At 51.1% G+C, this 12408-nt stretch carries 15 protein-coding genes; 7 read left to right on the top strand and 8 right to left on the bottom strand.

Annotated features, from left to right (window positions below; genetic code table 11):
* Positions 1-12 precede the first annotated feature (12 nt).
* Complete coding sequence (locus tag ACJ8MK_RS02825) at positions 13-852, bottom strand: GPO family capsid scaffolding protein (protein ID WP_442517482.1); 840 nt, start codon at positions 850-852, stop codon at positions 13-15.
* Between the two features lie 165 nt (positions 853-1017).
* Between ACJ8MK_RS02825 and ACJ8MK_RS02830 the strand changes: the two genes are divergently transcribed.
* From ACJ8MK_RS02830 to ACJ8MK_RS02840, 3 genes are read left to right on the top strand one after another with little or no spacing between them, the layout of a single operon-like run.
* Positions 1018-2799, top strand: coding sequence for a terminase large subunit domain-containing protein (locus tag ACJ8MK_RS02830; RefSeq protein ID WP_442517483.1), 1782 nt, complete (start codon positions 1018-1020; stop codon positions 2797-2799).
* Positions 2796-3845 carry a phage portal protein gene (locus ACJ8MK_RS02835; protein ID WP_126171501.1) on the top strand — a complete coding sequence of 350 codons (1050 nt, stop codon included), beginning with the start codon at positions 2796-2798 and terminating at the stop codon, positions 3843-3845. Before ACJ8MK_RS02830 ends, ACJ8MK_RS02835 begins: the two co-directional genes overlap by 4 nt.
* Positions 3842-4168: an ogr/Delta-like zinc finger family protein gene (locus ACJ8MK_RS02840; RefSeq protein ID WP_192973994.1), complete on the top strand. Its 327-nt coding sequence runs from the start codon at positions 3842-3844 to the stop codon at positions 4166-4168. Before ACJ8MK_RS02835 ends, ACJ8MK_RS02840 begins: the two co-directional genes overlap by 4 nt.
* A gap of 279 nt (positions 4169-4447) precedes the next feature.
* Here ACJ8MK_RS02840 and ACJ8MK_RS02845 read toward each other — a convergent pair whose 3' ends face one another.
* The 7 genes from ACJ8MK_RS02845 to ACJ8MK_RS02875 form a co-directional block, all read right to left on the bottom strand.
* A complete protein-coding gene (locus ACJ8MK_RS02845; RefSeq protein WP_442517484.1) occupies positions 4448-6499 on the bottom strand; it encodes a replication endonuclease in 2052 nt (683 codons plus the stop codon).
* 97 nt (positions 6500-6596) lie between these two features.
* Positions 6597-6836, bottom strand: coding sequence for a DUF2732 family protein (locus ACJ8MK_RS02850; protein WP_161764261.1), 240 nt, complete (start codon positions 6834-6836; stop codon positions 6597-6599).
* A gap of 78 nt (positions 6837-6914) precedes the next feature.
* Positions 6915-7364 carry a hypothetical protein gene (locus tag ACJ8MK_RS02855; RefSeq protein WP_237726285.1) on the bottom strand — a complete coding sequence of 150 codons (450 nt, stop codon included), beginning with the start codon at positions 7362-7364 and terminating at the stop codon, positions 6915-6917.
* A gap of 2 nt (positions 7365-7366) precedes the next feature.
* Positions 7367-7786 (bottom strand): hypothetical protein, encoded by a 420-nt coding sequence (locus ACJ8MK_RS02860; protein WP_060437281.1) that lies wholly within the window; start codon positions 7784-7786, stop codon positions 7367-7369.
* A gap of 2 nt (positions 7787-7788) precedes the next feature.
* Positions 7789-7992, bottom strand: a complete 204-nt coding sequence (locus ACJ8MK_RS02865; protein ID WP_406903479.1) for a phage filamentation protein Fil family protein — start codon at positions 7990-7992, stop codon at positions 7789-7791.
* A 9-nt stretch (positions 7993-8001) separates the two neighbouring features.
* Complete coding sequence (locus ACJ8MK_RS02870; protein WP_079451006.1) at positions 8002-8511, bottom strand: phage regulatory CII family protein; 510 nt, start codon at positions 8509-8511, stop codon at positions 8002-8004.
* Positions 8512-8543: 32 nt separating this feature from the next.
* Positions 8544-8765, bottom strand: coding sequence for a regulator (locus tag ACJ8MK_RS02875; protein ID WP_100396482.1), 222 nt, complete (start codon positions 8763-8765; stop codon positions 8544-8546).
* Between the two features lie 127 nt (positions 8766-8892).
* On the opposite strand from ACJ8MK_RS02875, the gene ACJ8MK_RS02880 reads away from it, so the two are divergent.
* The 4 genes from ACJ8MK_RS02880 to ACJ8MK_RS02895 all read left to right on the top strand — a co-directional run bounded on the left by ACJ8MK_RS02880 (position 8893) and on the right by ACJ8MK_RS02895 (position 12320).
* Positions 8893-9456 (top strand): phage repressor protein CI, encoded by a 564-nt coding sequence (locus ACJ8MK_RS02880; protein ID WP_442517485.1) that lies wholly within the window; start codon positions 8893-8895, stop codon positions 9454-9456.
* Positions 9457-9477: 21 nt separating this feature from the next.
* Positions 9478-10509, top strand: coding sequence for a hypothetical protein (locus ACJ8MK_RS02885; protein WP_406903476.1), 1032 nt, complete (start codon positions 9478-9480; stop codon positions 10507-10509).
* Complete coding sequence (locus ACJ8MK_RS02890; protein ID WP_406903474.1) at positions 10509-11186, top strand: hypothetical protein; 678 nt, start codon at positions 10509-10511, stop codon at positions 11184-11186. Before ACJ8MK_RS02885 ends, ACJ8MK_RS02890 begins: the two co-directional genes overlap by 1 nt.
* Positions 11187-11285: 99 nt before the next feature.
* Complete coding sequence (locus ACJ8MK_RS02895) at positions 11286-12320, top strand: phage integrase (protein WP_406903472.1); 1035 nt, start codon at positions 11286-11288, stop codon at positions 12318-12320.
* Positions 12321-12408: the final 88 nt, after the last annotated feature.

The raw sequence follows: 12408 nt of genomic DNA on the forward strand, positions 1-12408 counted from the left end.
TGCCCTGGCGAATTACAGGAATTTGAACGGCTGGCGACCTTTACCCGGATTGCGGCTCGGCAATTGGGTTACGCGCTTGTCCAGCTTGCTGAAGTTTTTCACGATACCGCCGATATTATCGCGCAGGGTTTTAAATTCCTGGGTATCCACAACTTCTTTTACGGTGTCCACATCTTCCTGGACTTCTTCAACGGCGGTTGCAGTTTCTGCGGCTTTACCTTCCAGCGCAGAAAGGCGCGTTTCAATCTCGGCCAAGGCTTCCGCCAGCGCCTGCAATTTATCGCCATCTTCGGGGATTTCTGGCTGCTGCGGTTCTTCCTCAATGGAAAACATACTGCGCCAGCCTTTCTTTTTATTTCCTGACATCTTCACTTCCTCTTTAATTTCTTTGACCTCATCAAAAGCCAGCGGCTTTAATGCGCCATACCGTTTATTTTTGTGGCGTTTGCTAAAACGCATTCGCTCCGTGTAAACGCTAGCCGGTTCATCGGTAACGCCCAGCCCTTCCAGGTAGCTCTTACCCGTTCCACGAAAATTGCCATCAGGCGTAAATTCTGCGGAGCAAAAGAGTAGCTGCCCGTCTGCATTTGCCTGCATGAGTGATAGATTCGGGCACAGCCTCGCATAAAGCCGCATAACCCCATCATCACCTTCCTGGCTCATTAGCTCTAACACCCGCCCCCGATTACCGTAATTTCGGGAGTGTTCCGGCCATAAAAGCGCGGTATACAAATTAGGGTCGTATAGCTCGGCGGCATCCGTTATCCATTGACTTTTAATATAACGTCCATCAACCGTGTCACCTTCGGCGCAAACACAAATCCAGTTCGTCATTAATTGCGAATCTGACATAAACCCTACTTTCAATTTCGTGTTTGTTTCGACAGGTGCAGTATCGCCAATTAATTCACATCCCGCACGGCCTAAATATCTTATGAATTCGGATAAGCGCTATTAACCGAACCATACCGATTAACACCCGAAGTTAACCGAGAATAAAGCCTGCATAATTGGCACATGGCTAAATATTCAGATGAACTAATCGGCGTTGCGCGTTCGCTGTACTTAAGACATTGGACGCCTAAAGAGATCGCCAACGAACTTAATTTGCCGAATGCGCGAATTATTTACTATTGGGCTACAAAATGGAGCTGGGCGGATATGCTCAGCCATGAAAGCATTGAGGAGACAATCAACCGCCGCATTCAGGTATTAACCCACCGCGACGGTAAAACAGAACTGGAGCATAAAGAACTTGATAGCCTGATCGCGCATCATTGCAAACTGCGTATTCAGCAAGCCAAACATGCAGAGAAACTTGCCGCCGCCGCTTCCCAGGGAAATGGCGACTATTCCGCTGCCGGCGACAGTGGCCAGGATGGGGGCAAGAAAAAGCGCAAATACCGCAAAAATGATATTTCCGCGCTGACTCAGGAGGATTTCGACGCGTTCGCCGATGAGCACCTTTTCGGCTACCAAAAACACCTGCGCCTGAATATCACCCAGCAAATCCGCAACATCCTGAAAAGCCGGCAGATCGGCGCAACCTGGTATTTCGCGTTTGAGGCATTGGAAAACGCGGTAATGACCGGCGATCCGCAAATTTTCCTCTCGGCTTCACGGCCGCAGGCCGAGGTGTTCCGCTCGTACATCGTCAACATCGCGGAGCAGTATTTCGGCGTGACGCTGACCGGCAACCCGATCCGCTTGAGCAACGGCGCGGAGCTGCGTTTTCTTTCCACCAACTCCAACACGGCGCAATCCTACAGCGGCCACCTGTATGTGGATGAGTATTTTTGGATACAGAACTTTGCGCGCCTTAACGAGGTGGCCAGCGCAATGGCCACGCATGACCGGTGGCGCACAACCTACTTTTCCACGCCCAGCAGTAAGACACACCAGGCTTACCCGTTTTGGACGGGTGAGGATTGGAAGCACGGCGACGCCAAGCGCAAAAAGGTGGAGTTTCCAACGTTCAAGGAGCTGCGCGACGGCGGGCGGCTTTGTCCCGATGAGCAATGGCGCTACGTCATCACAATGGAAGATGCGATCGCCGGCGGGTTTAACCTGGCCAGCATCGACAAGCTGCGCAACAAGTACAACCGTGACACGTTCAACATGCTTTACATGTGCGTGTTCGTGGACAGCGGCGACAGCGTTTTCCGCTTCAACGAGCTGGAGCGCTGCGGGGTTGAGGTGTCGCTCTGGCAAGACCACGACCCCACCGCCGCGCGCCCGTTCGGCAATCGTGAAGTGTGGGCCGGCTTCGACCCGGCGCGCAGCGGCGACACGTCCACCTTTGTGATCATCGCGCCGCCGCTCTATGAGGGGGAGCGCTTCCGCGTCCTTGCCACGTTCTATTGGCAGGGGATGAACTGGAAGCACCAGGCCAACCAGATAAAGGCGCTGTTTGAGCGCTACAACATGACGCACATCGGGATCGACATTACCGGCATCGGCAGCGGCGTGTTTGAAATGGTGCAGGGCTTCGCCATGCGCCAGGCGGTGGCCATCCATTACGGGCTGGAGAGCAAAACGCGCCTGGTGCTGAAAATGGTGGATGTGGTGGAAAGCCAGCGCATCGAATGGGACAGCGAGCAGAAAGAGATCCCGGCCAGCTTCCTGGCCATCCGGCGCACCAGTACGACCAAAGGCAACAGCATGACCTTTGTTGCGGATCGCACCCAGGAAACGGGACACGCGGACGTGTTTTTTGCCATCGCTCATGCCGTGGATAACGAACCGCTCAACTTTGAGAACCAACGCAAATCAACATGGAAAACGAGAAAGGCCGCATGAAAAAGAACAAGCAACGCCAGCGCCGTGCAGCGGCAAACCACCAACGCGCCGCCGAGACGACACCGGCGCGCAAGATGAGCATCACCACCCTGGGCAAGCCGGAGCCGGTCCTCACCACTGGCACCGATTATCGGGAGATCTGGTATGACAATGATTTTGACCATTACACGCTGCCGATTGACCGCCTGGCGCTGGCGCAGCTGGTCAACCTGAACGGCCAGCATGGCGGCGTGCTGTACGCGCGCCATAACATGGTGGCGGCGGATTACCAGGGCGGCGGCCTGACGCATCAGGCGCTGAAAGGAGGGATTTTTGATTACTTCACCTTCGGCGATCTGGCCATTGCGAAAGTGCGCAACGGCTGGGGCGACGTGTGCGCCCTGGCCCCGCTGCCGTCGCTCTATACCCGCCGCCGCAAGGACGGCTCTTTTGTTGTTCTGCAAAAGGGGGAGCCGCTGCCGTTCCTGGAAGAGGATGTGATTTTTTTACGCCAGTACGATCCGCAGCAACAGGTTTACGGCCTGCCGGACTACATCGGCGGCATCCATTCCGCGCTGCTAAACAGTGAAGCCACTATCTTTCGCCGTCGCTACTACCACAACGGCGCACACACCGGCGGCATCATCTACACCAACGACCCCAATTTAAGCACCGAGGTTGAAGATGAAATCGTGCAAAGCCTGGAGCAAAGCAAAGGGATCGGCAATTTCAGCACGCTGTTTGTGAATATCCCGAAAGGTGACCCGGACGGAATTAAATTCATCCCGATCGGCGACATCAGCGCAAAGGATGAGTTTGCCAACGTGAAAAACATCAGCGCCCAGGACGTTCTGGCGGCGCATCGTTTCCCGGCGGGCCTGGCCGGCATTATTCCAGGCAACACGGCGGGCCTGGGCGATCCGGAGAAAGCCCGCGAAACCTACCGAAAAGACGAGGTGATCCCCGTGCAACGCATGATTACGGATGCCATCAATAGCGATCCGGACGTGCCAGCGCACCTACACCTAAATTTCAGCGTCGAACCGTCACAATCGGGTGCGCTATGAGGCGAAAAACGTTAAAATTCCAGAAGTTTGCCACTTTTGGAGCCAGAAACATGCGCGTGATGAAAGTCTTATGCACGGAATGCGGCGCTAACGCGATTATCAGAAAAACGGCCCGTAAACACCGCCAGATTTCCGATCTGTATTGCGCTTGCACTGACGTGGAATGTGGCCACACTTTTGTGATGAATGTAACCTTTTCTCATACGCTTAGCCCCAGCGCCAAGACCGGGGATAAGCTGCTGAAAACCGTTGTTGACAGTATGAACCCGCAACAACGGCAAATGATGCTCGATTTATTGCAGGGTGCCGCCTCCGCCGCCTGAATTAACGCCTCCGTCCTGGGGGCGTTTTTGTAACTGCCGGTCAACGTCTGCGGCCAGTGTAGTCGTCATTTCAGAAATCCATGATAAAGCCAACTCCCGATCGTCGCTGCTGCAACGACCGTTAGCGACTAAGCGCGCCACAAGTTCAATGCGCTGTATAGCCAGTGATTCAAAGAAAAAATCCCTCACGGCTCCCTCCATCTTATTCTAGGTTTAGCAATTTGATACTGTATATTCGTACAGTATACATAATATTTAGCAAAATGAATAATTAAGACATCACCCATTCCAGCCTGGCCACAACTCACACGCCGGATCGCTGGCCATTTCCTCCAGTCGTCCATTGCGCATTTTTAACGCCCGGTCGCCATATATCCGCAGGGCGCTGCCCCTAGTGAGTATGTCTATCTCATACTGATCACCGGCAAAACCACGCCGCTGTAACTCCCTCGATAATCGCCGCCACTCCTCTGGCGTACAGTTATTGACAGAACTCCAAGGGGCGGCGTTGCCGCCAGGTAAACCGGCCTCCGCTTCGCTTTCGGCCAACTTCGGGACAATTGTCCACGTTACCAGCCGCGTGCAAACTGCCGATGCCTCCCCCAAACGCGGGGAATAGATGCCGGTGATCCGCTGGACGTCCTCGGCGTACACGTTGCCCCGTTCGATAATTTCATACGCCAGGCGCACGACCAGATCATCGCGCGCCACTAACGGGCCGCCCTGGGCCTGGGTGTAAGCCGCCCAATCGCCGGCAATATCTGCCGCCGCCAACACGGCATCCATCTGCGGGTTTTCCAACTGCTGGCCACGCATCCGGCGCAGTTCGCGCCAAACGGTCACCGGCGCGCCGCCTATCTGCTGAAACTGGCGGATGCGCCAGCGGCTTGCCCAGGCGCTAACCGCCTTGGCCATGTCCTTCATGTTCTCGCCGGTTTCGTCGTCGGCCTCACCGTCCAGGGCGTAACCGTCGATGTTTTTGGAAATGTATTTGGCGATGTAGCCCGTAGCGCTCCCCTTTGCCGGATCGATCGGCTCAACGTGGAAACGTGCTTTCAGCGCCTTGGCGGTCTGCAACTCCTCAGACTCCGCCAGGCGGGCGTGATAGCAAAGAATATCGCGCACCTGGTCAACGTCGCCCGGCAGCATGAATAACAGCATGTGCCAGTGCGGGGTGCCGTCGTGGTGCGGCTCCACCACGCGGAAACCGAAAACGTGAATGCCGGCGCGTGCGATCGCCGCGCGGGCCTTGGCCCAAACGCCGCACAGATATTTTTGCGTTTCCTGCGGGCTTGCGCCGTTCCACTGCGACACAAAACCGCCGGCGCTATGCACCGCGTGATACTTTGACGGGGCCGTTATGGTGTAGAACTCGCCCACACACCCCATTTCAGCGGCCAGATCTTCAAAGCCGCGCATTCTTACCATAAGTTCACACCTCCGAATTGCAGGGTTGGCATTGCTGCCGTTTACCATGTCGGCCAGCGACACCCGATCGCCGTCCTCGTTTTCCAGCTCAAACGAATTGAAAAATTCGCGGTTGCGTTTCTTCTGCTCTATCCATTCGCCCAGGGTTGAACGGCTGACATAGGCCGACGCTGCTTTTTGCACCTGGCCCACTGCAATGGCCAGGTGTTCACGCATCAGATCACGGCGACGCTTCAACCGCGCGCGCCACCACTCCGGGGCCATCATCCGCAATAAGCCGGATTCCATTTGCGCCAGGTTGATGCCGCGCCCGGTTGCCTGCCGCCAGTAAGGCGGCTCAGTGCCCACCTGTTGGCATAGCCCCGCCAGGTTGCGATAGGCGGCCCAGGTGCGGGCGCGCATTTCTTTATCCGTGGTAGCCTGGCCGGTAAATTTGCGGTCGATATAGTCGGAAAAGCTGGCCGCCAGAAAATCAGCCACGCGGTGCGCCAGGTTGCGCAGGTCATCGCGGCCCAGGGTAGGCAAGCGGGCCAGATCGTCATTGAAGGGGAAAGGCATAAAACCCGCTGTATGGAAGCGGGTTTCGTATCGCTGGGTAACTTGCTGTAGACGCGGCAATATATTTTCGCCCACCGTGGTGCGCAAAAATGCATTGGCGCGGCGTCGGCCGTCCTCGCCCTTTTTGAAAAGCTGCTCATACCGGCGGCCAAAGTAGCCCGCCAGGTAATCGGGCATTTCGCCCAGGTACTGACTGCGCCACTTGTGATCGGTTTTATCCAGCTGCCACAATTGGCGCTCGGTGATGCTTATATCATCCGGCGCACCAGGCGCGAATTGCTCACGCTGCCAACGGGTGGCAGCGTGGTAATCGCCGTTTCTTTCCTGCTGTAGATGCAGACTCACATTCTTCCCTAATCGTAATTTTGATTTTCAGGACGCTGCGCCGCCTTTTTGTCAGCCGCGCGCCCCATCCACACCCAAACGGCGCAAAAGCCGCCGATCAGCAGTACCCAGCACATGAGAACCCCTCGTTTTTCCATTTCTCAGCGTCCTGGCGCAGCAGCTCCACGATCTCAACGGCGGATAACTCTTGGTTGGCCATCGCGGTGGCCATACGGTCTAAGTGACCGGAAAACTTCACGGCGGCATCCGCCTGGGCTTCGCGGCGCGCCAGGTCGAGCGCATGTTTAAGGGAGGCGCGCGCGGCGCGGTTGCTAATGTCTTGGCCGATAGTTGGCATGGTGTTTTCTCCGATTTGGGCAAAAAGAATCCCCCGGCTACCAGGTGGAAGCCGTGGGGCGTTTGTGATTAATGGGTTTTAGTGTCGACGCTGGCCGGTAGTTATATCGATAAAGCGTGACGCGCTGCCGTCCCGAAAAATCAGCGAGTCAGCTGGGGAAACGTTCGGCGCTGGTAGGCGGTGCAGCTCATAGGTTGCCGACCACCATTGGATGATCAGCGCGGTAATGCTGCCCTGGCCCAACATCCCCGCCACATAGAACAGGGCGCGGATAGATGCCAGGGTTTCCGCTTGTTCTTCGGCGGTGCCGGCTTCACGGTATGCGCGACACCAAAACGCCGCATTGGAGGCAAACCACTGGTAAGGGCTGGTCAAATGCATGGAGTCATTGAAAACAAACGGTTCCAGGGCAACAAGGCCATCAACTTCTTGGCATTTGGCCAGGAAAAAGCGGGCATAGTTCGGCGCTACTCCCCAAGCGGCCAAATCGTCCATAAGCCCCTGCTTTTCAACTGCGATCACTTTCATGTTTACCTTTCCTCTGCCTGGCCTTGCAGGCTTTCTTGTTGCTCTAAAATCCTGATAATGTGCGGCGCTGCCACCATTTCCACTTGCTTGCGCACCGGGTGATGCTCCTTCATATTTCGGCGCGTTCCCTTCCGCTGAAAATCCGATTCACGCAGAGATCCAAACCCACCAAACACATTCCGCGCCTTTTGGATGCCGGCACGAATCTGCATGATTGCTTGAGGGGGTAGCCGCTCGAACAGCTCGCGCCAAAGGCAATTGCTCAAACTGGCTTTTAACTCCTCCCTCCCTTCCAGCGCCGCAGCGTGGATCACTACGCCGCGCCACTCTGGTGATAGGCCATTCCAAAAGTCGGCGGCCTCTGAATGTTCGGGGCAAACCTGGGCGCGGATTTTGGCCAACCAATAGTTGTTATCCGCCATCGTTACCCCCTCATACCCATCAAGCGGAACCACCAGGGGCGGCGCTTGGCCTGCTTACTTGGTGCAACGGAATCCCCTGAAAACACCACTCGGCTGGCGCATGGCTGCCAGCGCTGGCCGTTCGGCAGCTCAATCCAACCGTGGCCAAAGCTGGCCAGCTGCGGGGCCGGTGATTGTCGTTTCAGGTATTGCGCAAAAGCTTTCATGTAGTTACCTCAGCTCATGCCGAATGCCGGCGCGCAGGTGTTGAACACATCAACAGCGGCGGCCAGCACTGGCGTAGATTGGAAACGCGCTTCTACCGACACGACGATCAGCGACAGATCACGAATTGCCTGGTTGGCACGGTCGAGAATGGCGTTTTTACGGGATTGCGTCATAGGCGCATTGGATGCGGTTTCGCCGGCGATAGCGCCGATCGCCGCAGTGGCGCTTAACGTGTGAGTTGGCAAGCTGTTGGGCTTTGCCTCGTTGGTTGGCACCGCCGGCAAGCAATTCAGTTGCGCCAACAGGCCATCAAGGATTGCCGCATCGTCAGTGATCGCAGTGAGCGTCACCAGTTGGGAAAGCGTCAGTTCGTGCGGCTGCTCAGGGTTCAGCTTATTGCGTAGCACCTGCGGCGAGACATTCAGCGCCGGGGCCAGCTCTGCCAAGTTGTGGGCCTGAGCGAATCGGCGGCAAGCGCTGCTTAAGTGTGAGTGTTTGGACGTTTGGTAATCAAACATAGCGGTTTCCCTCCCCCTATCGCAAAATCGAACTATGCAGTAGCAATGTCACAATTTGAGAGAGCATCAACGGTCAACTGCGCAATGTTGATCATGACTTTTTCGCGTTTTTTATCTTTACGCAGGCGATGACGAGGCAAACGCCCATCGGCCAACATGTCATTGATAGTATCCTCAGCCAAACCAGTAAGTTCGCTGTAACGCTCTATCGTGACGTGAGGTGTGATCAGAGTGATTGAAATGTTAGGTCGCATGATGCAACATCCCTTGTTTAGCAGTGTTTATTAGTGACGAACAGTGATGGTTCACATTTTGAAATCATGCGAACTATAGGGTCACAAAAAGAAATCGTCAACATAAAAGTTCACATGGTGAAATCACATGAATTTAGAGAAAGGCGGTCGTGGAGCGATCGAGCGAATGATGGAAGCCTACGGTTTTAGTACACGTCAACAGCTATGCGAACAGCTGGGAGTCTCAAAAAGCACTCTCGCGACCCGATACATGAGGGACTCATTTCCTTCTGATTGGGTGATTCAATGTGCTTTAGAAACAGGTGTATCTCTGCGGTGGCTTGCAACAGGTGCTGGTGTTATGTTCGAAAACGAGGAGTCTGATCATATAATTATCCCACGAAAGAAATTATTAGACGGGAAATTATACGACTCAAATCATTACACTTTTGACAAAGCTTTTTTAGCAACTAACTTTAAAGAGCCTGTAGTCATTATTGACGAAAAAGTGACATATATTGGCGATACAAAATTCATTGATATTGAAGATGGGAAATGGCTGATTGATATCGATGGAAAATTTATGATTAGAGATATTGCACTGTTACCAGGAAAAAGAATCCGGGTAATTAGTGAAAAAACAGATTTTGATTGTTCATTAGATGATATTGAGTTTCACGTAAATCTTAACATTATAATTAATAATATTTAATTCAGCATTCGGAGTCTAAGCATGGATTTTATTAAAAAGTTAGAATTTGGAAACTACACACTAAAATTTGGTGATAACTTGGTCCTAATGGATTTTATCGATGAAATAGTCATGCCATCGTTTTTTGAAATGAACTATATTCGAGCGATAAAAGATCGTGGGGAGTATTTCTTCATTGACACGGAAATGATCGTTTTAGATGACAATAAAGAGAACCCAGTACTTGGAATAAAAGGTAAAATAGTTAAAAATACTGTTTTAACTAGAGAGCAAGTATTTCATGGGAATAAACTAGTAGATGACTATGATGAGCTGGAAACGGCCCCCAGCTCATTCTTCTTGTTAATATTAAACTCTCATCGATTAATTCTATGTAAAGAAGTTAGCGGCGCACCTACGATAGAAAACTTCAAAAGCACGAGTCAATACTGCTTAACACAAAGTTGGAATGATTATATTGATGCCGTTTATGAGCAAGAGAAGGAATTCAGAGAGAAGAACCCTGAACTACCTAGAATAACTAAAAAATCTATCCGTGCAGAGATCCCAGCCCCTAAATTAAGAATTACGACCCTCACCGATAGAAAAACCTTAGCAGAATTCATTGAGCTATTTGAAAAAATAGACAGACTTTCTATAAAATTACTTCCAACCAATCAGGAAGAAATTGATAATGATGATTTTTTCTGGCAAGAGTTTGGTCAGCGCAATGAAAAACTTAATAGTAACCAAGCAAGTGTTCTATTCACAAACCCAGAGGAAGGACTTAGTCACAACGCTGTTTTAGAAGAATTAAATGCAGCAACAAATCTCGCAAACTCCGAATTTAGGATGCGCGGTTATGACGAAATGGGTGATATTATGAAAGGTAGTAATGATAATTTCAACCTATCTACTGAAGCAGACAATTTATCTAAAGATACAACAGTCGCTGCGCAAGAGAGCTATGCAAGTTTCTCTGAGATGGTTGCTGATGGTAGAATAACCCTACCTCAAGCAAAAGACAGAGGGACACTAAGAAAAATAATAAATATATTTGAAAGGTTTAAATAATGGAAAACAATAATAATGCGAAGGATAAGACTTTACGGCACCATATTAACGGAGCCGAAATAACCAAAGAGAAGAACCTTTGGCAAGTTTTCAAGCTGGCTAAGAAAATAACAACCAGCTTTCTTCATAGGGTTATATGTAGCCTATCTGCCGCATTATTATTTATTAATATTTTTTTTGTCGATAAAAATATCAACCATGCAATTTCAGACATAAGAACCTGGTCAAGTTTCGGATTTAATTTCACTATAACAACCTTAGGCTTTCTTATTGCAGGCTTCACCATTTTTGCAACATTATCCAAGCCAGAAATGATGATCGCTATGATGCTGCATAAAAACAAGGAAGCCCAAATCCCCACCCTTAAATATAACTTCATGGCATTTATGAAAGTGTTTATAATTTTCATATCATGTTCCTTCATATATTTATTTGTTATGCTATTTGGGCAAACTAATGGAATGGCAGGAAATATAACGAGATTGTTACCACATAGTGATTTAATCAAGAAATATGGCGTAATGGCGATATATGTATTAGTGGGCACGAGTTTAGTTCACCTTCTTCTTACAATTAAAACGTTTATTTATAATATATATGCAATAGTCATGACTTCAATCCGATGGGAATATGAGAAATCGGCACAGTCTGAAATTAATGAACAGGAAAATAAATAGGAGTAAATACCCAATTAATTATGTATGTATTCAAACTTACCATACATTGACTACTGTTTTTATATACAGTTAAATACAGCCTCATCAAAGGAGGCTACAATGGCTGTACGCAAACAATCATCCGGCAAGTGGTTATGTGAGTGCTATCCTGCTGGTCGAGAAGGCCGCAGAGTACGTAAGCAGTTCGCGACCAAAGGCGAGGCCTTGGCGTTTGAGCGCTTCACTATGGAACAGGTGGACAATAAGCCGTGGTTAGGTGAGGCAATTGACCGCCGCAAGCTGAGCGATATCGCCAAACTTTGGTACAACCTACACGGACAATCCCTCACCGCTGGTGAACGTACCTACAAAAAACTATGCCTTGTCATCGAAGCCCTAGGCGATCCCCCTGCTACCACCTTCACCGCAAAAGACTTCGCGCATTATCGTGATAAGCGTCTGTCCGGTGAAATCTACTTTTCAGAGAAGTGGAAAAACGGCGCAGAACCTGTGACCGTCAATCTTGAGCAAAGCTACCTAAGCGGCATGTTTAGCGAGCTGGCGCGGCTAGGCGAATGGAACCAACCCAATCCGTTGGAAAACATGCGCAAGTTTGCCGTTGCAGAAAAGGAAATGGCGTGGCTGACGCACTCACAAATCACAGAGTTGTTTGCAGCCTGCAGCAAAGGCGATTCTGATTTGCCGCTCGTGGTCGAGGTATGCCTCAGTACTGGTGCTCGCTGGCGAGAAGCGGAAAACCTCACCCGGTCACAGATAACACCGCATAAAATCACGTTCATCCGAACCAAAGGCAAAAAGAATCGCAGCGTTCCGATCAGTAAAGCACTGTACAAGAAGTTGGTAACGCGGGGCGATGATCGTCTATTCAGCGAATGCTATTTTCGCTTTATGGCCGCGCTTGAGAACACCAGCATTCAATTGCCCAAAGGTCAACTAACGCATGTGCTACGCCATACCTTTGCGGCGCACTTTATGATGTCTGGCGGCAACATTCTGGTGTTGCAACGCATCCTCGGCCATCATGATATCAAAATGACTATGCGTTATGCTCACCTTGCACCGGAGCACCTCGAAACAGCCCTGCACTTCAATCCGCTGGCGACTATGCCAGGTGGCGACAAAGTGGCGGCATAGGATGGCAATCCCCGTATTTCCTCCCTCTTCTTCGGTATAAAAACTCTTTATAAAACAAATAACTTATTGATTTTATTATTGTAGTGAG

The sequence above is a fragment of the Serratia sp. CY38905 genome, assembly GCF_052168875.1.
GTDB classification, from domain to species: domain Bacteria; phylum Pseudomonadota; class Gammaproteobacteria; order Enterobacterales; family Enterobacteriaceae; genus Serratia; species Serratia sarumanii.

What these genes read in the sequence shown, in the direction of transcription:
- ACJ8MK_RS02825 (WP_442517482.1), bottom strand. Translation starts at nt 852, where the DNA reads ATGTCAGATTCGCAATTAATGACGAACTGGATTTGTGTTTGCGCCGAA.
- ACJ8MK_RS02830 (WP_442517483.1), top strand. Translation starts at nt 1,018, where the DNA reads ATGGCTAAATATTCAGATGAACTAATCGGCGTTGCGCGTTCGCTGTAC.
- ACJ8MK_RS02835 (WP_126171501.1), top strand. Translation starts at nt 2,796, where the DNA reads ATGAAAAAGAACAAGCAACGCCAGCGCCGTGCAGCGGCAAACCACCAA.
- ACJ8MK_RS02840 (WP_192973994.1), top strand. Translation starts at nt 3,842, where the DNA reads ATGAGGCGAAAAACGTTAAAATTCCAGAAGTTTGCCACTTTTGGAGCC.
- ACJ8MK_RS02850 (WP_161764261.1), bottom strand. Translation starts at nt 6,836, where the DNA reads ATGCCAACTATCGGCCAAGACATTAGCAACCGCGCCGCGCGCGCCTCC.
- ACJ8MK_RS02855 (WP_237726285.1), bottom strand. Translation starts at nt 7,364, where the DNA reads ATGAAAGTGATCGCAGTTGAAAAGCAGGGGCTTATGGACGATTTGGCC.
- ACJ8MK_RS02860 (WP_060437281.1), bottom strand. Translation starts at nt 7,786, where the DNA reads ATGGCGGATAACAACTATTGGTTGGCCAAAATCCGCGCCCAGGTTTGC.
- ACJ8MK_RS02865 (WP_406903479.1), bottom strand. Translation starts at nt 7,992, where the DNA reads ATGAAAGCTTTTGCGCAATACCTGAAACGACAATCACCGGCCCCGCAG.
- ACJ8MK_RS02870 (WP_079451006.1), bottom strand. Translation starts at nt 8,511, where the DNA reads ATGTTTGATTACCAAACGTCCAAACACTCACACTTAAGCAGCGCTTGC.
- ACJ8MK_RS02875 (WP_100396482.1), bottom strand. Translation starts at nt 8,765, where the DNA reads ATGCGACCTAACATTTCAATCACTCTGATCACACCTCACGTCACGATA.
- ACJ8MK_RS02880 (WP_442517485.1), top strand. Translation starts at nt 8,893, where the DNA reads ATGAATTTAGAGAAAGGCGGTCGTGGAGCGATCGAGCGAATGATGGAA.
- ACJ8MK_RS02885 (WP_406903476.1), top strand. Translation starts at nt 9,478, where the DNA reads ATGGATTTTATTAAAAAGTTAGAATTTGGAAACTACACACTAAAATTT.
- ACJ8MK_RS02890 (WP_406903474.1), top strand. Translation starts at nt 10,509, where the DNA reads ATGGAAAACAATAATAATGCGAAGGATAAGACTTTACGGCACCATATT.
- ACJ8MK_RS02895 (WP_406903472.1), top strand. Translation starts at nt 11,286, where the DNA reads ATGGCTGTACGCAAACAATCATCCGGCAAGTGGTTATGTGAGTGCTAT.